We start from the raw sequence: 22,550 nt of genomic DNA, 5'->3' as shown, positions 1-22,550 counted from the left end.
GCAGCAGGCAAAATTTTGAAGAGGCGTGCGTTCGCGCGAGCGCCCTTAAACAAAGCGCCGGCCGGAGCAAAACTCCGGCCGGCGCCGTGTCGGGATTTTTCTGAAAATCAGTCCTAATTGCGCTCCGGCCGGTGTCGGGACCGGCCGGCTCGGCTCACTCGGTCTTCAGGAAGTCGAGCAGCTTGTCGATGGCGCCCTGCTTGTCGAGCCCCTCGAGCGCGCCGTATTCGGCGGCAAGCCGGTCGAGCGCCTGCTCGAAGATCTGCCGTTCGGAGAAGCTCTGGTCCGGCTGGCCGGCATTGCGGTGCAGGTCGCGCACCACCTCGGCAATCGCCATCGGGTCGCCGGAATTGATCTTCGCCTCGTATTCCTGCGCCCGGCGCGACCACATGGTGCGCTTCACCCGGGCGCGGCCCTTGAGGGTGGCGAGCACCTCGTCGAACTGCTTGCGGCTGGAGAGCTTGCGCAGACCCGCCGTGCGCGCCTTGTTTACCGGCACACGCAGCGTCATGCGGTTCTCATCGAAGGTGATGTGGATCAGTTCCAGCTTCTGTCCGGCAATCTCCTCGGCGGCGATGCGCTCCACCTTGCCCACGCCATGGGTCGGGTAGACGACGTGATCGCCGGGCTTGAAGGTCTCGGCCTTGGCGATCGCGCGCTGCGGCAGCACGGGGCGCGGCCCTGGCGGCGGCAGGGTGTCGCGTTCGGCTTCGGCGGGCTGGGGGGCGGTCTGGGCGGTATTCGGGCTGGCCATATCGGGCTGTGAGTCCTTCTCGGTCTTGGCCGCCTGGGGTTCGGCGGCGGTTCTGGCGGCGCGGCGCGGCGCCGGGCTGTCGGACGGCGAGCCGGACGCGGCGGCGGCCTTCATGGCCGTCTTCGCGCGGGTCGTCGCCTTGGCACTGCTTCTGACGTCCGCACCGGCTCCGGCCGGATCGGTTGAAGCGGGTCGTTTCATGCTGAACCTCGATAGCGAAGCGATCGGGGGCGCGTTGCGCCACTCAAGCGCCGGCGGGGATGCCGGATCAACATGCATACCACAAATCCGCCCCGGCGTGAACGCCGGCGGCGCGGACGGCTTCAGTCCTTGTGCGGTTCAGGCGAGAACAGTTCGGCCTTGCCGTCGCGATCCTTCCACTCATCGGCATCCGCCGGCGGCGTGCCCTTGCGGGTCATGTTCGGCCAGAGGGTGGCAAATTCGCGGTTCTTCTCGATCCAGGCGGATGCCTTGCCGTCCGAATCCGGCACGATCGCCTCGGCCGGGCATTCCGGTTCGCACACGCCGCAGTCGATGCATTCGTCCGGATGGATCACCAGCATGTTCTCGCCTGCGTAGAAGCAGTCGACCGGACAGACCTCGACGCAGTCCATGTACTTGCACTTGATGCAGTTTTCGGTGACCACATAGGTCATCGGGCACTCCTGAGCATGGGATGGATCGACCGGCGATATGCCCCCAACGGCCGGCCAGCGCAAGGCGCCAACCCGCATCAGTCCTCTGCAACAACCTCGTAGAGCCGGCGCGCCTCGGCGGCCGGGCCGCGCCGCGCGCCGAGCGCGACCACGCGCACGACCTGAACGCCCTGCGGCAGGGCGAGGGTCAGCACATCACCGGGGCGCAGCCGCGCGTGTGGCTTTTCGGTGATCTGGCGGTTGATCCGCACCCCGCCGGCCGCGACCAGTCGCGCCGCAACGCCGCGGGTTTTGACGAAGCGCGCATGGAACAGGAACTTGTCAAGCCGCTGCCAGGCGGCATCCTCGCCGCCCGAAGGCTCAGGAGGCGGCACGCCGCAGCGCGGCCAGCGCCGCGAACGGATGATCGGGATTGGGCGGCGGGGCCGGGCGTGCGGTCTTGCGCGGTGGCGGCGCCGGCCCGCGCCTCGGGCGCCGCAGTTCGACCATCGGCGGGCGCGGCGGGCCGAACATGCCCGGCTCCATCGCCTCGCCGGGAATGAGCCGCAGGCCGAGGCCGCGCAGCACCGCCGGCAGATCCTCGTGGCCCACGCCCAGCCGCGGGGCAAGCATCTGCGGCGCCGGCGCCGGCCGGCGGCGCGCCGCATGGCGCAGTTCGCCGGCCAGCCGCTCGGCGATATCGAGCCGGATCGCCCGCGGACCGGCCGCTACCCAGCCGAGATAGGCCGCGAGCCCCGCCGGCCAGTCCGGCGCCGGAAGCGAGACAAGACCCGGCGCCGGCAGGTCCGGCAGCGTCCGGCGGTGCCAGGCGGACCACAGCATGGCACGCAGCGCCGCCGCCCGCGGCTTCAGCAGTGCCGGCATGTAGAGCGCGAAGGCGCCATCCCGCACGCCGATCCGGCGCAGCTTCGCCCGCAGCTCGCCCTCGGCCCCGCCCGGCACCAGCACGCCGGCCTGCTCGGTCAGCCGGTGCAGCACGCCGCGCAGCGCCGGGTCCGCCTCGGCGGCCTTCGCCGCGACGAAGAGTGGCGCCAGCCCCTCGGCGATCACGCCATCGACGAAGCGGGCCAGCCGCGCGCGCACGGCCTCGCGCTGCGATCCGTCGAGAAACTCGCTGTCAATCACCTCGACCGCCGGCGCCAGCAGCGTGGCACCGCGCCGCAGCCGGGCGACGGGCGTTCCCTGCCAGGCGATCACGCCCGCCGGCCCCAGCGCGAAATCGCCATCCGCCGCCGCCTCCAGCCGGGCGACGCGGCGCGGCATCTCGCCGGCCAGGGCGCGCCGCGCCGCCCGCAGCACGATCCGCTTGTCTGCCCCGCCCACCGAGGCGTCCGGCTCGAAGCGGAATCCGTCGATCCGCCCGACCGGATGCCCCTCGACCACCACATCGCCCGCCCGCGTCACGGCGGAAAGCAGCTCGGCGGTCTCGGCCTGTTCCAGCCGCCGGGTCAGCCGCGCCGCCCGGCGATCGACGAAGCGGGCCATCAGCTTCTCGTGGAGCGCGTCCGAGAGCAGGTCCTCCGCCTCGCGCGCGCGGCCCTGCCAGTGCGCGGCATCGCGCACCCAGTCGGCGCGGGCGGCGATATAGGCCCAGATCCGCACCTCGGTCAGCCGCTGCATCAGCGTATCGATATCGCCGTCGGTACGGCCGAGCCCGCCGATCTGCCCAGCCACCCAGTCCTGCGGCAACCCGCCATCGCGCAGCAGATGGGTGAAGACCCGCGCGCAGAGCCGCGTGTGATGGTCGGTGGCGAGCTTGCGGAAATCCGGAATCTGGCACGCCTCCCAGAGCAGCCGCACGGCCCGGCGGCCACGCGCGGCCTCGCGGATCGCCGGGTCATGCGCCAGCGCCGACAGCACCAGAACGTCGGACGCATCGTTGCCGCGCACGAGCCCGGCGCGGTCGGGCGGCGCGAGCAGGCTGGCCAGCAGCGCGTCGGGCGAGGCGAAATCCAGCGCCGCGTTTCGCCAGGCGAGCTGTTCCAGCGGCTCGAAGGCATGCGCCTCGACGGCGCCGACCAGTTCCTCGGTTAGTGGCGGGCAGGTGCCGGTGGTGCCGAACGTGCCATCGCGCATTCCCCGCCCGGCGCGGCCGGCGATCTGCGCCACCTCGCTCGCGGTGAGCAGGCGCGGGCGGTGTCCGTCGAATTTCGACAGCCCGGCAAAGGCGACATGGTCGACATCCATGTTCAACCCCATGCCGATCGCATCGGTCGCGACGAGGAAATCGACTTCCTTTTCCTGATACAGCGCCACCTGCGCGTTGCGCGTGCGCGGCGAGAGCCGCCCCATGACCACCGCGCAGCCGCCGCGCCGGGTGCGCACCGCCTCGGCGATCGCGTAGACCTCGGCGGCCGAGAAGGCGACGATGGCCGAGCGCGGCGGCAGGCGGGAAAGCTTGGCGGGCCCCGCATGCGACAGCTGCGACAGCCGCGGCCGCGTCTCGATCTCGGCCTCGGGCACGAGGCGGCGGAGCAGCCGGCGGATCGTCTCGGCGCCGAGGAACATGGTCTCCACCATGCCGCGCGCGTGCAGCAGCCGGTCGGTGAAGACGTGGCCGCGATCCGGATCGGCGCAAAGCTGGATTTCGTCCACCGCGACGAATTCCACCTTCCGGTCCAGCGGCATGGCCTCGACGGTGCAGCTGAACCAGCGCGCCTCGGCCGGCACGATCTTTTCCTCGCCGGTGATCAGCGCGACATGCCGCGCGCCCTTCGCGGCCACCATCCGGTCGTAATTCTCGCGCGCGAGCAAACGGAGCGGAAAGCCGATGATGCCGGAGGAATGGGCCAGCAGCCGTTCGATGGCGAGATGGGTCTTGCCCGTGTTGGTCGGGCCAAGCACCGCCTTCACACGCGGGGCGAATCCGGACATGCCGCAAGTGTGGCGCTTCCGCCGCCAAATGCAAGGCGCGCCGCCGCGCCAGGTGATTGCAGAAGTGACGCACCTCCCCTATCTCGCACGGCGCAATCCGACCTTCCCGCAAGGGATTTTGCCGAGAGGAACTTCAGATGAACACCGCAACCGCGACCGACCGTCCGTTCGACGCCGAAGTGGGCCGCCTGCTCGATCTGGTGGTTCATTCGCTCTACTCCGAACGCGAGATCTTTCTCCGCGAACTCGTCGCCAACGCCGCCGACGCGACCGACCGGCGCCGCTTCCTCGCCCTGTCGGACGAGAGCCTGGCACTGCCCGAGGGCGCTGCCATCCGCATCAGCATCGACAAGCCGGCGCGAACGATCACCATTGCCGATGACGGCATCGGCATGACGGCGGAAGACCTGGCGAGCCATCTCGGCACCATCGCCCGCTCCGGCACCAGGGCCTTCACCGCGTCCCTCGCCGAGGCCAAGCCCGAGGACCGGCCGAACCTGATCGGCCAGTTCGGCGTCGGCTTCTATTCCGCCTTCATGGTGGCCGACCGCGTCGAGGTGACCTCCCGCCGCGCCGGCACCGATGCCGCGCACAAATGGTCCTCCGAGGGCACCGGCGGCTACCGCATCGAGGCCGCCACCCGCGAGACCCCGGGCACCGACATCGTGCTCCACGTCAAGTCCGATGCCGACGAATTCCTCGAACCCGTCCGCCTCGAGACGATCCTGCGCAAATGGGCCGACCATATCTCCGTCCCGGTCGAGATCGAGCGCGACGGCAAGTTCCAGAAGGCGAACGAGGGCACCGCGCTCTGGCGCCGGCGCAAGGCCGACATCGCCGAGAAGGACTACACCGATTTCTACCGCCATCTCGGCCACATGTTCGACGAGCCCTGGGCGACGATCCACTGGAGTGCCGAGGGCACGGTCGAATTCTCCGCCCTGCTCTTCATCCCCGGCCGCTCGCCCTTCCCGGTGACCGAGGACGACCGCGAATCCCATGTCCGCCTGCACGTGAAGCGGATGTTCATCACCGACGACGCGAAGCTCCTGCCCACCTGGCTGCGCTTCGTCGAGGGCGTGGTCGACACTGAGGATCTGCCGCTCAACGTCTCGCGCGAGATGCTGCAATCCACCCCGGTCCTCGCCCGCATCCGCAAGGCACTGGTCAACCGTGTGCTGGGCGAGCTCAAGACCCGTGCGAAGGAGGCCGAGACCTATCGCGGCTTCATCGAGCAGCATGGCCCGATGCTGAAGGAAGGCATCTATGACGACGCCGACCACCGGAACGAAATCGCCGCCCTCGCCCGCTTCCGCAGCACCCATGGCGAGGAGCTGACCTCGCTCGACGACTATGTCACGCGGATGCAGGAGGGGCAGAAGGACATCTACTACATCACCGGCGAGGATCCCGCGCGCCTCGCCGCCTCGCCGCAGATCGAGGGCTTGCGGGCGAAGGGCTACGAGGTGCTGCTGCTCTCCGACCAGATCGATTTCTTCTGGCCCGAACGGCTCGGCACCTACGAGGGGCACAAGCTCGTCCATGTCGGCCAGGCACGCGACATGTTCGACGTCGCGGAGACGCCGGAACCGCTGAAGGCGCTGATCGACGCGCTGAAATCCGCCCTCGGCGAGCAGGTCGGCGAGGTGCGCGCCTCGACCCGCCTGACCGACAGTCCGGCAGCCCTCGCCGCCGGCGAGGCGCAGCCCGACCTCGCCCTGCAACGCCTGCTGCGCCGCGCCGGCCGTCCGAGCTTCGCGCCGCCGCCGGCCCTCGAACTCAACCCCGCGCACCGGCTGATCGAGGGACTCGTCTCCCGCGCCGCCGCAGGCGAGGCGATGGACGACTGGGCCGCCCTGCTGCTCGACCTCGCCCGCATCCAGGATGGCGAATCCCCGGTCGATCCGGCCCGTTTCGCCCGCCTGGTGGCGGACAGGATGGCCGGCAACCCCGCCTGAGGCTCAGTCAGCGGCGCCGACCGGCCCACCCAGTCGGCGCCGCGCCCTACCGAGCCGCCGCCGGGGCGGCCCCGGCGACCGATACGGGTCCGGCCGCGCCCTGCTGCCGCACCTGCTCCGCCTGGCGCAACAGGCGGAGAAAATTGCCGCCCCAGATCTTCTCCAGCGCCGCGCGGTCGTAGCCGCGCCGCACCAGCTCCGCGGTCAGCGCCGGGGTTTCCGCCGCGTTCATGTAGCCGGCGACGCCGCCGCCGCCATCGAAATCGGTGCCGATGCCGACATGCTCGACCCCGATCCGGCGGACCACGTAATCGACATGGTCGGCGATCGCCTCCACCCCGATCTCCGGGGGTTTCGCGCCACGCTTGAGAAACGCCGACACCATGGTGATCTGGATCAGCCCGCCGGTCGCGGCCAGCATGTCGAGCTGCTCGTCGTCGAGATTGCGCGGGTGGTCGCAGAGCGCCCGCGCGCAGGAATGAGTGGCGATCACCGGCGTGCGCGAGAGCCGCGCCGCCTGCATCATTGTCGATTTCGCGGCATGGCTGACATCGACGAGAATGCCGAGCTCGTTCATCCGCGCCACCGCCGCCCGCCCAAGCTCGGAAAGCCCGCCATGCAGCACCGCCGCATCGCCGAATTCGGCGCGCGGGATCGCGGCATCGGCGAGGTCGTTGTGGCCGTTATGGGTCATCGTCATGTAGCGCACGCCGCGCGCGGCAAAGTCATCGAGGGTTGCGAGATCGCCGCCCAGCGCCGCTCCGTTCTCCACCACCGGCACCACGGCGAAACAGTCGTCGCGATGCGCCGCCGCAATCGCATCGGCAGTGGTGGCGAGCACGGCGCCGGGTGCGTTGCCCATCGCGGCGATCGCATCGAGCATCGCCAGCGCCCGCCCCTTCGCCGCGCCATGGCCGGCGGCATCGCGCCGCCCCTGCGGCACATAGGCGGCGAAGCACACCGCCCCGACCCCGCCGCGCCGCACCTTCGGCAGATCGACGCAGCGTGGCCCGTCGCTCAGGAAATCCGGCCCCTCCGGCCAGGGAATGTCGACATGGGTATCGATGACGAGAAGATCGGCGAGGTCCTGATGTGTCATGCCCCAACCTCGCCGCACCCGGCGCGCGCGGTCAAGTCCCGGCGCCGCTCAGCCGAGGCCGAACAGCCCGTAGAGCCGCAGGCTGGGCGGCCAGGCGCGGCCGATCGGGCCATGCAGCGCGAACAGCAGGAGAATGAGCACCGCCAGCACTCCGGCCGAAACCATCCACTGCACCCGCAGCGACGGCCAGGGCACAGCCGGCGCCCGGGCCGCAGAGACCAGCGCCGAATCGGGGACCGCGAGCAGGGCCGGCGCGGACATCGCCCGCGACGCCTCCGTTTCGCCTCCCTCCGGTTCGCCTCCTTCAGGGTCGGACGCCTCCGGTCCGGGCGTCGCTTCGGCCGTGGGGCCGACAGCGTCACCCACCGGCGCCGCGTCCGCCTCCGTCGCATCAGGGGCGGCGGGCGCGCCGGCCTCGTCAACCGCCGCTTCCGGCGACAGGTCCCAGACATGCCCGCACGTCGCGCACCGCACGGCGGCGGGTAGCCGCGCCGCCATCTCGGCCGGCAGCTCGTAGACAGCCTCGCATTTCGGACAGGCGGCGCGCATGACGATTTTCATGGCAGTTTCGCTCCGGCCGCGCAACCGTCCGGGCGATCGTTGCGCGCCGGTTGATCGCGGCCCGGAGGCGGGGCATTGAAGGACCATGATCCGCTTCACCCATGTCGGGCTGCGCTATGGCAAGTCGGCGGGCACCGCGTCCGTCGCGCTCGAGAACATCGATTTCGAGATCCCGGAAGGCGGGTTCCGCTGGCTCACCGGCCCGTCGGGCGCCGGTAAGACCAGCCTTCTCAAGCTGACCTATCTGGCCCTGCACCCGAGCGAGGGGCGGATCGACCTGTTCGGCACCCCCACCGCCCGGCTCGACCGGCGGGGCACCGCGCTGCTGCGCCGGCGGATCGGCGTAGTGTATCAGGATTTCCGCCTGCTCCAGCACCTCACCGCGTTCGACAACGTGGCACTGCCGCTGCGCCTCGCCCGGCGCAAGGAGGCGCAGGTCCGCGCCGATGTTACCGAACTGCTCCGCTGGGTCGGCCTGTCCGGCCGGCTCGATCACCGGCCGGACGAGATGTCCGGCGGCGAACAGCAGCGGGTCGCGATCGCCCGCGCGGTGATCGCCAAGCCCTCCCTGCTCGTTGCCGACGAACCCACCGGCAATCTCGACGACGACCAGGCCGAGCGGCTGATGCATCTCATCCGCTCGCTGAACCGGCTCGGCACCACGGTGATCGTCGCCACCCACAATCTCGGCCTGGTCGCCCGCCACCCGGCGCCGATGATCGAGCTGCAGGACGGAAGAATGACATGGCACGGCTAGGCACACCCCGGCATGGCTAGGCGGCGCCATGCCTCGCGCGCCGACAGGATCGGCCTGCGCGCCGCGATGGCGGACCGGCTGCTGCCCTTCGTGGTGGCGGCCATGTCCTTCCTCGCGGCGCTGGCGCTGGCCGGCAGCATCGCCGCCGGCACGCTGGCCACGCGCTGGCTCAGCGGCGCGCAGGGACTGATGACCATCGAGGTTTCCAACCCATCGGCGCCGGCCGCAGCCGCAGGCGCTTCACGCGTGGATGCCGTGCTCCAGATGGTCAGGGCCATGCCGGGCCTCGCCGATGCACGCCGGCTGTCAGACACGGAATTGGCGGGCCTGCTGAAGCCATGGCTTGGGGCGGCCGCCGACGACGGCAGCCTGCCCATCGCGCTGCCAGCGATAATCGTGGTGCATGCCACAACCGGCGCTGCCGACCCCGCATCAATCGCGACGGTGCTGGACCGAGCCGCACCTGGCACTTTGGTCGATTCCGGATCGCGCTGGGCCGATCGTCTTGCGGAACTCACGGCCAGCATCCGCGCCTCCGCCGCGGCGATCCTCGTGATCGTGGCGCTGGTCGCCGCCTCGGTTGTCGCCGTCGCGGTGCGTGCCGGCCTTGCCCAGCGGCGCGAGGCCATCGAGATCATCCACGGCCTCGGAGCGCTCGATTCCGACATCGCCAACCAGTTCGCCGGCCGTGCCATGCGCCTCGCAGCGGTGGGCGGGCTGATCGGCGGACTTGCCGCGCCGCCTGTGCTGGCCTGGCTTGGCCATCTCGCCGCGGGTCTGATCATTGCGGCGCCGCCTTCGGCCGGTGGGTCCGGCGGGCTGGCGGGGCTGCCGCCGCTGCTGGTCGCAACGCCGGTGATCTTCACACTTGCCGCCGCGCTGATCGGCTGGATCGCCGCGCAAGTGACCGTACGCGGCTGGCTCAGGCGGCTGACATGAATGCTTCGGACGACATGGGCCTTGGCCGCCGCCGCCGCCCTACCCGCCGGCGCCTCGGGCTCTGGCGGTGGCCGTTGCGTGCCGTGCTCGCGCTGGTCGTCCTCTGGCTGGTCGGTTTCGCCTGGTTCCTCGGCGATATTGCCGAGGAACGCCCGATCAACCCCATGCCACATGCGGGGGGAATCGTCGTGCTTACCGGCGGGGCGGATCGGGTAAAGGCTGGCCTGGAATTGCTGATGGCAGGCGCCGCGCCGCGGCTGCTGATCTCGGGCGCCGGCAACGGGACCTATCTCGGCGATTTCACGGCTCGCGACGGAATCGACGCGAATGCCAAGGCCACCGATATCACCGTTGGCCACGCCGCCGCCACCACGCGGGGCAATGCGCGGGAAACCGCCGCCTGGGCCAGCCGGCACCATATCGGCTCTCTCGTCGTGGTGACCGCGGACTACCACATGCCCCGCGCGCTGCTCGAACTGCACCGCGCCTTGCCAGGTGTGACACTGATCCCCGAGCCGGTTCGCCCGCCGGCGATGACCAATCCGGGGCAACCCCACATGCTGAAGATCCTCGTGACCGAATTCTGCAAATACATCGTCGTGCGGCTCCGTCTCGGCGGAATCGCGGCGCACAGCATCAAGGCCCACGGCTGATGTTTCTGGCCGGCTCGCTGCTGTTCCATGCTTTCATCATCCTGTCCGGAATTACCGCCGGACTCTGGGCGCACATCCTGTTGCGCGTTGCTCCCGAGAAAGTGCTTCCCTTCGGCCAGGCTTGGGCGCGGCTGGCCCTTGGCGCGCTGCGCGTGCTTTGCGGCATCAGGATCGCCTACGAAGGGCTAGAGAACATTCCGGACGGACCGGTCATCCTCGCCGCGCAGCACCAGTCTGCGCTCGACACGATGATCTGGTTCACGCGCCTGCCCAAGCCCGCCTACGTCATGAAGCAGGAACTTTCCCGCTTGCCGGTTCTCGGGCCGCTGCTCATCCCCTCGGGCCAAATCCCGCTTGACCGATCCGGCGGCGCGAAGGCCTTGCGCGAACTCACCGAACGCGTGCGCGCGGCCGCCGCGGCCGGACGCCAGATCATCATCTTCCCCGAAGGCACCCGTGTCGCGCCAGGGACAAGGGGACACCTGCAGCCCGGCATCGTCGCGATTGCCCGCGCAACCGGCCTGCCGGTGATACCCATATCGACCGACTCGGGACTGTGCTGGGGCCGGAACGCCATCCGCAAGCACCCGGGAACGGTGCATGTGCGGGTTCATCCGCCTCTGCCACCGGGGCTTGATCGAGCGACGATGCTCGGCGCCCTCGAAAATGTGTACTATCCTTCGACACCCTGTGGATAAATCTGTGCGCAATTATCGGATGAGTCTGAGGAACTTTGTGAGTATATTTTCATAAGTTATTGTTTAAAAATGAAAATCTCCTTATGTTCTCTCGGACTCGACCATGCCCTCATCAGTGGGGATAATTGCCGGCGAAAAGCCGCCGGTTTCGGGCATGAAGGCTGAATGCCTTGCCTCGCCCGGAAGGGGCCCAACCGCCGCGAAAGCCGGAATTGGTAAAATCTTCCGTTTCCCTTATGTGAATGTCTCATGTGGTTAACCGACTTCAGCACCTTGCTCGGCTCGGCGGCAGGCAGTCCTCCGCTCGAGATCACGACGATCATCCTCGGCACCTTTATTCTTGAGGATGCCGCGACCCTGCTTGCCGCGATGCAGGTCGCCGCGGGCGCCGTATCGCTGCCGATCGCTCTGGGCTCGCTCTACGCCGGCATCGTGCTCGGCGATATCGGGCTCTACTGGCTGGGCCGCCTGTCGGGACGGCATCCCTGGGCGCATCGCCTCGTGCCGCAGCGCCGACGCGACATCGGGCGGGACTGGGTAAGCGTCCGGATCATTCCCGTCGTGCTGGTCAGCCGTTTCGTTCCGGGGCTCCGGCTGCCGACCTACACCACCTGCGGCTTCCTGCGCGCTCCCTTCCTTGCCTTCGTTGCGGCGGCGATCCTCGCGACGCTGGCCTGGACGAGTCTGCTTTTCTTCATCAGCCTGAAGCTCGGCGTGCTGATGCTGCGCTATCTCGGCCCCTGGCGCTGGGCCGGATTGGCGGTTTTCGTTCTGATCCTGATCATGATAGGCAGGATCGCTGCACGGTGGCATGCTGGCCGGATCGGAAAGGACGCCTCATGAGCGATGTCTCCCCCGCATCGAGTCTCTCGGCGGGCCCTGCGGGGCGAAGCGGCGCCAAGCCCGTATCGTTCTTCGAGTATTGGCCGGGCTTCGTGTTTTATGCCCCGGTTGCGTTGTTCTGGGCGTTTCAGACGATCCGTCATCGCAGCGTGACCCTTCCCGCACTGACCAACCCGCGAATCGAAGCCGGCGGAATTTGCGGCGAGTCGAAGAATGATATCCTCGATCTCGCCGGCCCCGAGGCCCGGCGCTGGATTGCTCCCCATGTCGGCATCACGACCCCCGCGCATCCGGGCGGCGACCTCGCCATGGCCGAGGCCGCGATGAACGAGGCGGGCCTCACCTATCCCGTGGTCGTGAAGCCGGACATGAGTTGCAACGGTGCCGGTGTGCGCCTCGTCGAGGATGGCGCCGCCCTCGCCCGCTATCTCACCGAATTCCCGCGCGCGACCCGCCTGCAGATCCAGGCGCTGGTCCCACACGAGGGAGAGGCCGGCATCTTCTACATCCGCGAGCCCGGCGCCGCCCGCGGCCGCATCACCTCGATCACGCTGAAATACGCCCCCGTGGTCACCGGCGATGGCCGCGCCCGCATCCGCGACCTGATCGAGGCCGACCCGCGGCTGAACGCCGTTTCGTCATTGTTGCTCGCCAAACTCGGCACCGAAGCAGCGCGCGTGCCAGCGGCTGGCGAACGCGTCCGGCTCGTCTTCGTCGGCAATCACTGCCGCGGCTCTACCTTCAAGGACGGCCGGCATCTCATCACCCAGGAACTCACCGACCGGATCGACGCGATCGCGCGCGACATCCCGGATTTCCATTTCGGCCGCTTCGACCTGCGCTACGCCTCGGCCAGCGGGCTGCGCCGCGGCGAGGGCTTCACCATCATCGAGATCAACGGCGCCGGGTCCGAAGCCACCCATATCTGGGACCCGGAAACCTCGATCGTCGAGGCCTATCGGACGCAGTTCTTCCATTATGGCGCGGCGTTCCGCATCGGCGCCGCGATGCGTGCCCGTGGCGTGCCACGTTACGGGGTACGTCGGCTGTTCCAGGCCTGGCGCCGCCAGAAGGCGCTGATGGCGCTCTACCCAGCCAACGACTGACCGCAGCGCGACTTCAGCAGGGCAGGCCGAGCGCCGCCAGCGTCGCCCGGCTGTTACGCAGGAACCCCTCCACCCCGTCGGCCATCGCCTGCCGCAAGTCCTGCTCCTGATTAGGCAGCGCCGCCTCCAACCAACCTTCGATGGTCGCGCGATCCGGCGTCGGAAGCGCTTGCCCCACCGTGGCGTCGCTCAACCAGTCGTGCTGCCGCAGCACCGCGAAGGCCCCCACCGCCGGCAGATTGAACGCACCGCCCAGCGCGGGCACCGCCAGCCCGATATTCCGGTTCCACGGGCCAGCCCCGATCTGCTCGGCAAACATTGCTGCGTTCAGCGCAACCGCCTGGCGGGTCATCGGCAGGCCAGGTGACGCAACCATCACCGCCTGGCCGGTGCCGACCAGCATGGCGACGAGTTCGGCCGGGTTATCGGCCGCAGGCGAGCGACCGGGTGGCCGGGCCACGTCGAGCAGTTCGCCGACCCGCGCGACGCCTTGCGCCAGCCTGGCAAACACAGGTTCATAGAACGACGCGTTCATCGTCGCCTCGCCCGACGCGGTCTGAAATTTCAGCGAGCGATGCGTACTTGGCACCGAAAGCCCAAGCGCGAGATCCTTCAGGGCCTGATCGCGCGCGCCCGTTGCAAGACGCCTTTCGCCGCGAACATAGATGTCGTGCCGCAACGGCCGGCCGAGCGTGAGGTCCTTGACCAGCTCGGTCATCGCAGGATCTTCGAACTCCCGCGCCAAATCGAGCGCCACCGGCGGCAGGACGAGCTCGACAAAATTATCCAGCAGATGGGGCGATCCCACGTAGCTGAACTTCGCCTCCGCGAACGCCTCGACGACATCCGCATGGAAGCAGGGGCGCCAGTTCGCATTCATGAATTCGTGCGCGAGATAGGCGCCCGGCTTGTCGGCCAGCGCGCGCAATATGGCCTGGGCCTTTTCGTCGGCGCGTTCCCCGTCCTGCCCCACCAGCCGGCGGACAATCTCGAAACCGCGCTCCGCCTGCCGGTCCGCCCGAAAGGCAAGGCGACGCCCCGCCTCACGCATGAGCCGCTGCAACCCGATCATCCCGCCCCAGCCCGGCTGGACATTGTAGCTGACATGGCAAAACCCGCCCGGCACAAGCCGTTCGGCCAGCAGACGGACGATCCCCGCGCGCACCTGATCGTCCACCCAAGTCCAGACGCCATGCAGGCTTGCCGCATCCACCGGGGCAAGGTCGGCGCCATCGAATCTCGCCAGATCGGCCTCGATGAAACGGCAATTGCCGATGCCGGCACGGGCGGCCAGATCGCGCGCCGCAGCGACATGGCCCGGATTGAAGTCAATCCCGGTCACCGTCCATCCAGGATTGGTCGCGGCAAGGACGAGTGCCGTAAAGCCCCGTCCCGACCCGATATCGAGGAAATGAAAGGACTCATCCGGAGCTGCCATGCGCGCGGCGCGGCCGGTCAGCAACGCCACGAGGGCCATGAGCCGCGGCGACTGCTCCACATAATAGCTGGGGGCATAGGCGATGTCGGTCACATATCCGCTGCCCCAACTCATGCGGCTCTCCGCGCCAAAGCGGGGTCGAGCGCCGGCAAGGCCTCGATCGATCCGGCCGCGAACATCGCCTGATCGGCCTTTCGGCCCCCGCTCATCGCTGCGGCGGGTGCGGGCAGCCACCCGGTCCAGGACAGGCGTGGCGCATCGGGGCCGCCAAGCCGTAATGACGGAACGTCAGCAGGATCCAGTACAAGATTCACGGCAAAATCCACCTCCATGCCGACATACGCCCGCACCAGCGACACAAGCTCGCGCAGCAGCGGCCGGTCGGGCAGCAGCGCCGCGAAGGCAGCGCGCGACAGCGGGCCAATGCGGATAACGAAACGTGCCTGCTGGTCATAGGCCCTGGCGCCGGCGGCGCAGTCCATACCCAGGCGGTTGAACTGGCCGGGAAGCCTGCCACGCGGCATCCGGCTCTGCTCATCAGGCCCGATCCTGAGCCATGCGCCGGCAAATTCGATGATCTCGACCGGCCGTTCCAGCCAATCGCTCAGCATCGCCTCAAGCCGGCTGGCCGAACGCGGCCAGGTTGCGAAAAAACCTGCATAATGCAGGATCGAACCCCGACCCGCCGTCAGCCGGCCGACCAGGTCCGGCGAACCATAGCCGGTCAGCGCAAGCAGCGCGCGCTCAGCCGGATCGGCCGACCCATGGTCCGCTGCCCCGGTGTGCCGCGCGACCTCGGCGGCAAGATGCGGGCGATACTTTGTTCCGGCGACCGCGAAAGCCGAGATGATGCGCTGCGAGAGAAGGTCGAAGAAGGCTGCCGTCGCCGGTGAGCGGGCGCGGTTCGCGCCGGCGACGAGTTCAGTATACCAGCGGGGCAAGGGGCTCGATGCGCCCAGCAGGCCGATGAGCCGTGTCGCAATCCGGCCTCGCGGCTCGTCGGGAGCGGGCGCCTCGGCCTCATCGATTTCGGCGGCCGGATGGCCGAGGGACAGTGGGGTGGTGAAGCGTATCGCGTCGCCAGGATCGCTTCGCCCCGAGGCCAGCCAAAGCAGCCGGACCGCAGCGCCGAAACGAAAGTGCCAGGGCTCGGCAGTCAGCCGGTCGAGCACGCCGATTGGCGTCCGCCGGCGCCGGTGGCTGTCCGCCGGTCGGTTCACAGCAGCGTCCGGTAGCCGGCGCGGGGCGGAAAGCGCTTCACCGGATCGATCCGCCCGCGCAAACGCAGGGTGGTGCGGACAAAGGAATTGATTGTGCCATGCAGCGCGAGGAACCGCTCAAGAACGGCTCCGAGCAGGAACAGCCCATTGTCGTGATACGCTTTCGACTCGAATTCGAGCGCGATATCAAGCCCGCGGCAGAAACTGCCTGCCCGGCCACCCGGCACCCGGGCCGTGCCAGGCCGCGCCGTTACCGCGACCAGCGCTTCGATCGCACCGCGCGTCTCGGCGGTGCCTGCCCGGTCGTAGAGGCGCAGCACGTCACGCAACGCAGCTGCTCCTTCGGCGCCGCCGACGACCGAAAGATGGCCGAGCGACAGGTGCGAAATCAGCCGCCACGCGCCGCGTTCGGCGAGGTCCGGCCGAAGCGTCGCGCCAGGCGGCGTCAGGCAGGCGATGCCCGCGATGCCGTCATGTGGCGACAATGCCGTCAGCACGGGATGGCCACCGCCGAACGGCAGGGCGGCCGGCAGGTCGCGGTTCAGGCACATCGCCTCGACCGAAAGCACCTTGTCGCCCGGCGCATGCGCATCGAAATCGGCGCCGAACGGCGCGATAAACGTCTCGGTACCGCCCACCGCGACCGGTGCCGGCCGCCGCGCCTCCAGATACTGGCCACCCACATCGCTGTCCTCGACCCGCCCGACGCGATAGAATGGCAACCACGGCGCGGTGTTGCCGGCAGCATCGGTTTCGGTCACCGCGGTGATTCCCCACACCTCGAAGGCACCAACCCCCCTGGCATCCGGAATCACCCGATATTCCGTCTCGGTCTGGTCGAGCCGGATCGGTTCGCAGCGCTGTGGAAAGATATTGACCATCGGCGTGCAACCGAGCGCGAGATGTTCGGTGCCCAACGCTCGTTCCAGCTCGGTCATCGAGCGATCAAAATAGATGAAGATCTCGAGTCTGTTCCGATCAAGCACGAGTGTGCGCCGATCGAGACCATCGATGTCGAAAAAGCGGAACTTGTCGGAGAAGGCGAAATATTCGGTTAGCAGCCGGAATCCGGCGAAGCCGCGCGCCGGCCAGGGCAACAGCGCCTCGTCATCGGCAAAGCCGACCGGGCGCACCGAAGCCGGATCGAGCAGCACCGGCGCCGGATCGCCCGGCGCCTCGGCAAGCGCGACGCCGATCACATGCGCGGCGAGCATTTCATGCAGATGCGGCGCAATCGCCGGGCCGCCGCGCAGGAACAGGCGCAGCCGGTCCATCCCCAGCTTCGCGAAGGTCATGTCCGGCGCCATCGTCTCGACCACGATCCGCAGAACCGAGGCAGCGCCGGCGGCGAGCGGATTGGCGGGCGCCACGAAAGGCTGTCCCGAAAGGCGCGCCTGGGCAATCCGCACCGGCCATAGCGTCACCGGATAGGCGGTACGGAACCGGCAGGGATGGCCGCGAACCCGCTCGGTCTCGATCGCAAAGCCGGCGTCGATCTCCGCTCCGCCCTGCAGATCCGCCTTGGGGGTGAACTGGACGATCGCGCTCGATGGCACGGGCGCAAGGAAGCCGGGATACAGGGCGGAAAGCAGCGCATCGGTCAGTTCGGGGAACTCGTCGTCGAGCCGCTGATGCACCCTCGCTGAGAGATAGGCGACGCCATCGAGCAGCCGCGCCACATGGGGGTCGTCGATCGCGTCGGGCGAAAGCCGCAAGCGGCCGGCGATCTTGGGGTGCGCATCCGCGAACTCGCCGGCCAGCTTGCGGATCGCCACCAGTTCGCGGTTGAAATACGGCAGCAGCCGGTCAGACACCGCCTTCCCCCTTCACCTCGATCTCGGCCGAGGTTGAGTCGACCACAGTGTTGAAACTGATCGGCTCAGGTGCCGGCTCGGCATGCAGCAGCCCCTCGATCCGCATGTAGAGCGTGGGGTCCAATGGGTTCTCGGCCTTGACGAGCGTGACCGAGACGCGGGCAAATCGCGGCTCGAACTGGCGGATCGTGCGTTCGACTTCCGCGCGGAACGCCTCGCGCGCGCCTGTGGCGCTCATGCTGCCGGCAGTATAGTCCGGCAGTCCGTAGCCTGCGATCGAGTTGCGCAGCTCTGCCAGCGCCGGCGGCAATGCACGCCAGCGGCGCTTCGCATTCAACAGCGCCTCAAGGTCGCGGCGCACCGACCGGCGGAGCATGTTGAGCGCTTCGCCGGCGGACAGCGGCCGGTCCCGATCGCGATCGGGTTCATCGTCCAGCAATCGGTCGAGCAGCGACAGTTGTACCCGCGCGCCCGCGTCGCGCACCCGGTCGCTGAAGCCGATCGGGCCGCTCATCAGGAGAACACGATCTCGCCAAGCTCCATTACGGGCACGGCCGCCTCGCCGACCAGGAACTCACGCTGACCAACACCGGTCACAAGGCCGCCCTGTTCGATCCAGTCCGTCGCCCGTCCGAGCCGGAATTCGGGGGCGAGCGACGCATCGCCAGCCGCATAGGTCACCGGCATGTAGACGTCGCCATCGGGCCCGTCATGCACCGCAAGCGTCGCGCGCCGCCAGATCAGGTCGCGCGGCCGCTCCGGCGGATGAAAGGTCACCTCCGTCACGCGCGAAATCGGGATCCAGAAATATTTCCCGGTCGTGGTCAGGACTTCGAAAATCCCGCCGCAGATGTCGCTGGCATCGCGGAAATCCGCGAAGGCGCTCCCGTCGGCAGTTCCGGCCCGCGCGCCGCGTCCGGCCTCGGCTGTCTCCGCCGCGCGCCTCGCCGCCTCGGCATCGCCGTCACGCAACGCGACCAGGGCCGCCAGAAGTGCTGTTTCGACATCGCCCGGTCCGCCGAGGAACTCAGGCACTCGCCCGTCGCGATACAACTGCCGGCGCGCCGTCTCGGCACGGAGAAGCTGGCGGAATTCGGCAACAACGATGCTTGCACTCGGGTCAAGCTGGCCCGCGGCATCGAGCAGGACATCGGCGCGCTCGATATTGCCGGCGAAGACAAGGAGTTCGGCGAGCAGCACCCGCGCCGACAGATCCGACGGGCTGGACTTCACCTTCGCCGTTGCGGCCGCGATCGCATCATCGAGGCGCCCGGCACGGAACAGCGCGCCCACGCCGGAATCGTCGCTCTTTGCTGCGCCATCCGCCATGGTCTTGTCCTCCTCGAATTTTCTGATGATGAACGATGTTATTCAATCAGGGAATGCCACGCAATGGAAGCGTCCGGGCGACATCCCGCGCTTCGGCCTGTGATCACCGTCACGCTCGCGACACGAAAAACCCACTTTCGTGCGGTGTGAACCTCATGACCGGGCAAGTCCACTAGAAGGCCAGCGCACACTCTGTTACATCCGTTTCCAGTTGACCATCGGTTAAGACCGGGCCTACCATTATAAAAAATACAGGTGCCGGCAGCGCCCCTTGGAACTCATGAGACTGATTCACGACTTTTTGTGATTATTTTGGGAGATCGGACGATGAGTGGCAGTATCCACGAGAAACTCAACCGCGTACGGAAGCCGCGCGTGCACATTACCTACGATGTCGAAACCGACGGCGCGCAGATCGCACGCGAACTGCCATTCGTGATGGGCGTGATGGGCGATTTCTCCGGCGACCCGACGCAGCCGCTGAAGCCGCTGTCGGAGCGGAAATTCGTCCAGATCGACCGCGACAACTTCAACGATGTCATGGCCCGCATGGCGCCCGGCCTGAAGCTGAAGGTGGACAACACCCTGGCCGATGACGGCACGCAGATGGCGGTTGACCTGAAATTCAACAGCATCGAGGATTTCGATCCCGAGCGTGTCGTCGAGCAGGTTCCTGCCCTCAAATCCTTGCTGGAGACGCGCAACAAGCTGCGCGACCTGATGAGCAAGGCCGATCGATCGGAAGAACTTGAGTCGCTGCTTGAACAGGTTCTTCAGAATGAAGCCGAACTGAAATCGCTCTCGGGCGAACTCGGCCTCGGCAAGGAGGGCTGACCGATGTCACAGAGCCAATCCGAAACGGCGGCAGCCGGCGCAACGCAAACCGGGGAAGCCGTCTCGCTGCTCGACCAGGTCGTCGGCGCAACCAAGCAGACCGAGCCCGATCATGCCCAGGAACTCGTCAAGACGCTCGTCCAGGAAGCCCTCTCCGGCACCGTCACCTTCGACAAGAACCTCACCCGCACGATCGACCGCGCCATCGCCGCGATCGACGCGCGGATGTCCCGCCAGCTCAACGCGATCATGCACGACGCGAAATTCCTCAAGCTCGAGGGCAGCTGGCGCGGCCTGCATCACCTGGTGATGAACTCCGAGACGGGCACGTCGCTCAAGCTCAAGGTCATCAACATGTCGAAGCGGGATCTGAACAAGGATCTCACCAAGGCCGTCGAGTTCGACCAGAGCCAGCTCTTCAAGAAGATCTACGAGAACGAGTTCGGCACTCCCGGTGGCGAGCCCTATGGCGCGCTGATCGGCGACTACGAATGGTCGAACCATCCGGACGACATCGAGACTCTGCGCCTCGTCTCCAACGTCGCTGCGGCGGCCTTCGCGCCGTTCATCTCGGCGGCTGGTGCGGGCATGTTCGGCTTCCAGGACTGGACGGAACTCTCAAAGCCGCGCGACCTCGCCAAGATCTTCGACACCGCCGAATACGCGAAATGGCGCGGCTTCCGCGAAACCGAGGATGCGCGCTTCGTCTCGCTGGTGATGCCGCGCACCCTCGCCCGCGTGCCCTACGGCGCCAGCACCTCGCCGGTGGAGAGCTTCAACTACGAGGAAGCGCCGTTCGATGCGAGCGGCGCCGCCCGGCCGATGGACCATCACGACTATTGCTGGATGAACGCGGCCTACATGATGGGCGAGCGGCTGACCGCGAGCTTCGCCTCCTCGGGCTTCTGCGTCGCGATCCGCGGCGCCGAGGGCGGCGGCAAGGTCGAGAACCTGCCCTTCCACGTCTTCCAGTCCGATGACGGCGACACCGACGCGAAATGCCCGACTGAAATCGGCATCACCGACCGGCGCGAGTTCGAGCTTTCCAATCTCGGCTTCCTGCCGCTCTGCCACTACAAGAACACCGACTATGCCGTGTTCTTCGGCGCCCAGTCGGTGCAGAAGCCGAAGAAATACGACCGGCCGGACGCCACCGCTAACGCCGCGATCTCCGCTCGCCTGCCCTACATCATGGCCTCCTCCCGCTTCGCGCATTTCCTCAAGGTGATGGCGCGCGACAAGATCGGCTCCTTCATGGAGGCGAAGGACTGCGAGAATTGGCTGAACCGCTGGATCGGCAACTATGTCAACGCCAACCCCGATGCCGGCCAGGAAATGAAGGCCCGATATCCGCTGCGCGAGGCCAAGGTCGAGGTCAAGGAGATCCCGGGTAAGCCCGGCTCCTACAACGCGGTGGCCTATCTGCGTCCCTGGCTGCAGATGGAGGAACTGACGACCTCGATGCGGATGGTCGCTCGGATCCCGCAGAAGGCCTGAACCAGCAAACGAGTTCCGCAATGCTGCGAGAGGCGGTTCTCGCCGGTCACTTTTTTGGCGAGCGTCACCGTGGCGCAGCTTCGGAACTCGCCTCCTTCCTCGTGGCGAAGCCGGGCCAGGCGCTGCAAGCCTGGTTCGGCGAGGCGGCCACGCTCGATCTTCTCCGCAATCCCAAGGCGCTCGCCGCCCGGATCGATCGGGACATCGCCGCCATAGATGCCCTTCTCTCGGATCAACTCGACACGATCCTGCACAATCCGCGCCTGACCCGGCTCGAAGGCAGCTGGCGCGGGCTGTTCTGGCTGGCCTCGCATATCGAACCGGGCAGGACCATCAAGCTGCGCGTGCTGCACGCATCCTGGAGCGAAATCTGCCGCGATCTCGAACGCGCGCCGGAATTCGACCAGAGCGAGACCTTCCGCCGCATCTACGAAGACGAATTCGGCACGCCCGGCGGTGAGCCCTATGGTCTTCTGGTGATGGACTACATGATCCGCCATCGCCCATCGGCCGACTCACCGAGCGACGACGTTTCGGCACTGGCGGCGCTTTCCGCTGTCGCGGCCGCATCCTTCGCCCCGATGATTTTCAGCGCCTCACCGACACTCTTCGGCGTTGACCGGATGGAGGAACTTTCGGGCGTTGCCGATCCGGCGAGTCTGTTCACCGGACTGGAATATCGCCGTTTCCGCAATCTCGGCCTTCGCGACGACATGCGCTTCATCGGACTCGCTCTGCCGCGCCTTCGTGCGCGCGCCCCATGGACTGACGCACCAGGCGCCCCCAGCCTCTTTCCCTATTGCGAGCGGATCGAGGACAGCGAAGACATGGTCTGGTTCGCGCCTGGCTACGCGGTGGCGTTCGTCGTTGCCCGTGCGATGGCAACCTATGAATGGCCGGCGGACATGCGCGGCTATCTCGAGGACTGGCCGGGTGGCGGCCTGTTCACCGCCGGTACCGCAGCTGTCTTCTCCGCCGACCCGTATGACGGGCTTGACCGGTTCGAACTGGAAATCGCCCTGACCGACCGGCAGGAACGCGGTCTGGTCGATGCCGGGCTCATGCCGCTAACGCCTCTTGGCTACGGTGGGGAAACGGTGATTGGTGCCGCCCGCAGCCTGCAGATGCCGCGCCGCTTCGGCGGGCCGAACACCGAGGCCGCCGATGCCAATGCCCGTCTATCCGCTCAGTTCAACACGATGATCTGCGTCTCCCGCTTCGCTCATTTCCTCAAGGTCATGGGTCGGGACATGACGGGCGCCTTTCGCACCGCAGCCGAAATCGAGCGCACGCTCGGCGACTGGCTGCGCCGCTTCACCAACAGCAACCGCGATGCCGGCCCGGAAACACGGGCACGGTACCCCCTGCTCGACGCATCGGTCCAGGTACGCGAACTGCCGGCAAAGCCAGGTTCGTTCGGATGCGTCATCCACCTCCAGCCGCAATACCAGTTGGACGACATTGCGGCCTCGTTCCGGTTGGTGACCGAGATATCGGCGCCGGGCAATCGCTGAACGGCG

21 protein-coding genes are annotated in these 22,550 nt (G+C 67.8%); 10 read left to right on the top strand and 11 right to left on the bottom strand.

The window, feature by feature from the left end; genetic code table 11:
• Positions 1–154 precede the first annotated feature (154 nt).
• The 4 genes from ACRY_RS19280 to ACRY_RS17945 all read right to left on the bottom strand — a co-directional run bounded on the left by ACRY_RS19280 (position 155) and on the right by ACRY_RS17945 (position 4,284).
• Positions 155–868 carry a CarD family transcriptional regulator gene (locus ACRY_RS19280; protein WP_231295313.1) on the bottom strand — a complete coding sequence of 238 codons (714 nt, stop codon included), beginning with the start codon at positions 866–868 and terminating at the stop codon, positions 155–157.
• 209 nt (positions 869–1,077) lie between these two features.
• Entirely contained in the window at positions 1,078–1,410 is a 333-nt protein-coding gene (fdxA, locus tag ACRY_RS17955) for a ferredoxin FdxA (RefSeq protein ID WP_007421477.1), read from the bottom strand.
• Positions 1,411–1,487: 77 nt separating this feature from the next.
• A complete protein-coding gene (locus ACRY_RS17950) occupies positions 1,488–1,784 on the bottom strand; it encodes an RNA-binding S4 domain-containing protein (RefSeq protein ID WP_012040533.1) in 297 nt (98 codons plus the stop codon).
• Positions 1,771–4,284, bottom strand: a complete 2,514-nt coding sequence (locus tag ACRY_RS17945) for a helicase-related protein (protein WP_012040532.1) — start codon at positions 4,282–4,284, stop codon at positions 1,771–1,773. Before ACRY_RS17945 ends, ACRY_RS17950 begins: the two co-directional genes overlap by 14 nt.
• Positions 4,285–4,421: 137 nt before the next feature.
• Here ACRY_RS17945 and htpG point away from each other — a divergent pair, with 137 nt between their 5' ends.
• Positions 4,422–6,242 (top strand): molecular chaperone HtpG, encoded by a 1,821-nt coding sequence (htpG, locus tag ACRY_RS17940; RefSeq protein ID WP_012040531.1) that lies wholly within the window; start codon positions 4,422–4,424, stop codon positions 6,240–6,242.
• Between the two features lie 46 nt (positions 6,243–6,288).
• Here the strand turns inward: htpG and ACRY_RS17935 are convergent, their stop codons facing one another.
• On the bottom strand, positions 6,289–7,341 hold the full coding sequence (locus ACRY_RS17935; protein ID WP_012040530.1) for a dipeptidase: 1,053 nt from the start codon (positions 7,339–7,341) through the stop codon (positions 6,289–6,291).
• Between the two features lie 48 nt (positions 7,342–7,389).
• Entirely contained in the window at positions 7,390–7,902 is a 513-nt protein-coding gene (locus ACRY_RS17930; RefSeq protein ID WP_231295312.1) for a zinc-ribbon domain-containing protein, read from the bottom strand.
• Between the two features lie 85 nt (positions 7,903–7,987).
• Here ACRY_RS17930 and ftsE point away from each other — a divergent pair, with 85 nt between their 5' ends.
• The 6 genes from ftsE to ACRY_RS17900 all read left to right on the top strand — a co-directional run bounded on the left by ftsE (position 7,988) and on the right by ACRY_RS17900 (position 12,898).
• Positions 7,988–8,659, top strand: coding sequence for a cell division ATP-binding protein FtsE (gene ftsE / locus ACRY_RS17925; protein WP_007422379.1), 672 nt, complete (start codon positions 7,988–7,990; stop codon positions 8,657–8,659).
• 12 nt (positions 8,660–8,671) lie between these two features.
• Positions 8,672–9,598 (top strand): cell division protein FtsX, encoded by a 927-nt coding sequence (locus ACRY_RS17920; RefSeq protein WP_012040528.1) that lies wholly within the window; start codon positions 8,672–8,674, stop codon positions 9,596–9,598.
• A complete protein-coding gene (locus tag ACRY_RS17915) occupies positions 9,595–10,251 on the top strand; it encodes a YdcF family protein (protein ID WP_007422377.1) in 657 nt (218 codons plus the stop codon). Before ACRY_RS17920 ends, ACRY_RS17915 begins: the two co-directional genes overlap by 4 nt.
• The gene (locus tag ACRY_RS17910) at positions 10,251–10,949 is read left to right on the top strand and encodes a lysophospholipid acyltransferase family protein (RefSeq protein WP_012040527.1); all 699 of its coding nucleotides are present in this window, start codon (positions 10,251–10,253) and stop codon (positions 10,947–10,949) included. Before ACRY_RS17915 ends, ACRY_RS17910 begins: the two co-directional genes overlap by 1 nt.
• Positions 10,950–11,198: 249 nt before the next feature.
• The gene (locus ACRY_RS17905; RefSeq protein WP_007422375.1) at positions 11,199–11,792 is read left to right on the top strand and encodes a DedA family protein; all 594 of its coding nucleotides are present in this window, start codon (positions 11,199–11,201) and stop codon (positions 11,790–11,792) included.
• The gene (locus ACRY_RS17900) at positions 11,789–12,898 is read left to right on the top strand and encodes a hypothetical protein (RefSeq protein ID WP_012040526.1); all 1,110 of its coding nucleotides are present in this window, start codon (positions 11,789–11,791) and stop codon (positions 12,896–12,898) included. Before ACRY_RS17905 ends, ACRY_RS17900 begins: the two co-directional genes overlap by 4 nt.
• Before the next feature lie 13 nt (positions 12,899–12,911).
• Here the strand turns inward: ACRY_RS17900 and ACRY_RS17895 are convergent, their stop codons facing one another.
• From ACRY_RS17895 to ACRY_RS17875, 5 genes are read right to left on the bottom strand one after another with little or no spacing between them, the layout of a single operon-like run.
• Positions 12,912–14,450 carry a class I SAM-dependent methyltransferase gene (locus ACRY_RS17895; RefSeq protein ID WP_007422373.1) on the bottom strand — a complete coding sequence of 513 codons (1,539 nt, stop codon included), beginning with the start codon at positions 14,448–14,450 and terminating at the stop codon, positions 12,912–12,914.
• Positions 14,447–15,508: a type VI secretion system baseplate subunit TssG gene (gene tssG / locus ACRY_RS17890; RefSeq protein WP_007422372.1), complete on the bottom strand. Its 1,062-nt coding sequence runs from the start codon at positions 15,506–15,508 to the stop codon at positions 14,447–14,449. Before tssG ends, ACRY_RS17895 begins: the two co-directional genes overlap by 4 nt.
• A 44-nt stretch (positions 15,509–15,552) precedes the next feature.
• Entirely contained in the window at positions 15,553–17,370 is a 1,818-nt protein-coding gene (gene tssF, locus ACRY_RS17885; protein WP_007422371.1) for a type VI secretion system baseplate subunit TssF, read from the bottom strand.
• Positions 17,363–17,884 carry a type VI secretion system baseplate subunit TssE gene (gene tssE / locus ACRY_RS17880; RefSeq protein WP_007422370.1) on the bottom strand — a complete coding sequence of 174 codons (522 nt, stop codon included), beginning with the start codon at positions 17,882–17,884 and terminating at the stop codon, positions 17,363–17,365. Before tssE ends, tssF begins: the two co-directional genes overlap by 8 nt.
• Positions 17,884–18,699, bottom strand: coding sequence for a type VI secretion system accessory protein TagJ (locus tag ACRY_RS17875; protein WP_012040524.1), 816 nt, complete (start codon positions 18,697–18,699; stop codon positions 17,884–17,886). The genes tssE and ACRY_RS17875 overlap by 1 nt, the downstream gene beginning before the upstream one ends.
• 255 nt (positions 18,700–18,954) lie before the next feature.
• Between ACRY_RS17875 and tssB the strand changes: the two genes are divergently transcribed.
• Genes tssB through tssC (ACRY_RS17860) form a run of 3 tightly spaced genes read left to right on the top strand, consistent with a single transcriptional unit; the run spans position 18,955 to position 22,544 of the window.
• Complete coding sequence (gene tssB / locus ACRY_RS17870; RefSeq protein ID WP_419465249.1) at positions 18,955–19,533, top strand: type VI secretion system contractile sheath small subunit; 579 nt, start codon at positions 18,955–18,957, stop codon at positions 19,531–19,533.
• 3 nt (positions 19,534–19,536) lie between these two features.
• The gene (gene tssC / locus ACRY_RS17865) at positions 19,537–21,030 is read left to right on the top strand and encodes a type VI secretion system contractile sheath large subunit (RefSeq protein ID WP_007422367.1); all 1,494 of its coding nucleotides are present in this window, start codon (positions 19,537–19,539) and stop codon (positions 21,028–21,030) included.
• Between the two features lie 20 nt (positions 21,031–21,050).
• A complete protein-coding gene (gene tssC / locus ACRY_RS17860) occupies positions 21,051–22,544 on the top strand; it encodes a type VI secretion system contractile sheath large subunit (RefSeq protein ID WP_012040522.1) in 1,494 nt (497 codons plus the stop codon).
• The last annotated feature ends 6 nt before the right edge of the window (positions 22,545–22,550 follow it).

Origin of the sequence: Acidiphilium cryptum JF-5 (assembly GCF_000016725.1) — a bacterium.
GTDB lineage: Bacteria > Pseudomonadota > Alphaproteobacteria > Acetobacterales > Acetobacteraceae > Acidiphilium > Acidiphilium multivorum.
Note: the sequence above shows the minus strand (reverse complement) of the source record. Positions and strands in the feature narration are given on the sequence as shown.

Coding starts and splice junctions, on each gene's coding strand:
- ACRY_RS19280 (WP_231295313.1), bottom strand. CDS start 868: ATGAAGGCCGCCGCCGCGTCCGGCTCGCCGTCCGACAGCCCGGCGCCG.
- ftsE (WP_007422379.1), top strand. CDS start 7,988: ATGATCCGCTTCACCCATGTCGGGCTGCGCTATGGCAAGTCGGCGGGC.
- htpG (WP_012040531.1), top strand. CDS start 4,422: ATGAACACCGCAACCGCGACCGACCGTCCGTTCGACGCCGAAGTGGGC.
- ACRY_RS17935 (WP_012040530.1), bottom strand. CDS start 7,341: ATGACACATCAGGACCTCGCCGATCTTCTCGTCATCGATACCCATGTC.
- ACRY_RS17905 (WP_007422375.1), top strand. CDS start 11,199: ATGTGGTTAACCGACTTCAGCACCTTGCTCGGCTCGGCGGCAGGCAGT.
- ACRY_RS17920 (WP_012040528.1), top strand. CDS start 8,672: ATGGCTAGGCGGCGCCATGCCTCGCGCGCCGACAGGATCGGCCTGCGC.
- fdxA (WP_007421477.1), bottom strand. CDS start 1,410: ATGACCTATGTGGTCACCGAAAACTGCATCAAGTGCAAGTACATGGAC.
- ACRY_RS17945 (WP_012040532.1), bottom strand. CDS start 4,284: ATGTCCGGATTCGCCCCGCGTGTGAAGGCGGTGCTTGGCCCGACCAAC.
- ACRY_RS17910 (WP_012040527.1), top strand. CDS start 10,251: ATGTTTCTGGCCGGCTCGCTGCTGTTCCATGCTTTCATCATCCTGTCC.
- ACRY_RS17915 (WP_007422377.1), top strand. CDS start 9,595: ATGAATGCTTCGGACGACATGGGCCTTGGCCGCCGCCGCCGCCCTACC.
- ACRY_RS17900 (WP_012040526.1), top strand. CDS start 11,789: ATGAGCGATGTCTCCCCCGCATCGAGTCTCTCGGCGGGCCCTGCGGGG.
- tssE (WP_007422370.1), bottom strand. CDS start 17,884: ATGAGCGGCCCGATCGGCTTCAGCGACCGGGTGCGCGACGCGGGCGCG.
- ACRY_RS17930 (WP_231295312.1), bottom strand. CDS start 7,902: ATGAAAATCGTCATGCGCGCCGCCTGTCCGAAATGCGAGGCTGTCTAC.
- ACRY_RS17895 (WP_007422373.1), bottom strand. CDS start 14,450: ATGAGTTGGGGCAGCGGATATGTGACCGACATCGCCTATGCCCCCAGC.
- tssC (WP_012040522.1), top strand. CDS start 21,051: ATGCTGCGAGAGGCGGTTCTCGCCGGTCACTTTTTTGGCGAGCGTCAC.
- tssC (WP_007422367.1), top strand. CDS start 19,537: ATGTCACAGAGCCAATCCGAAACGGCGGCAGCCGGCGCAACGCAAACC.
- ACRY_RS17875 (WP_012040524.1), bottom strand. CDS start 18,699: ATGGCGGATGGCGCAGCAAAGAGCGACGATTCCGGCGTGGGCGCGCTG.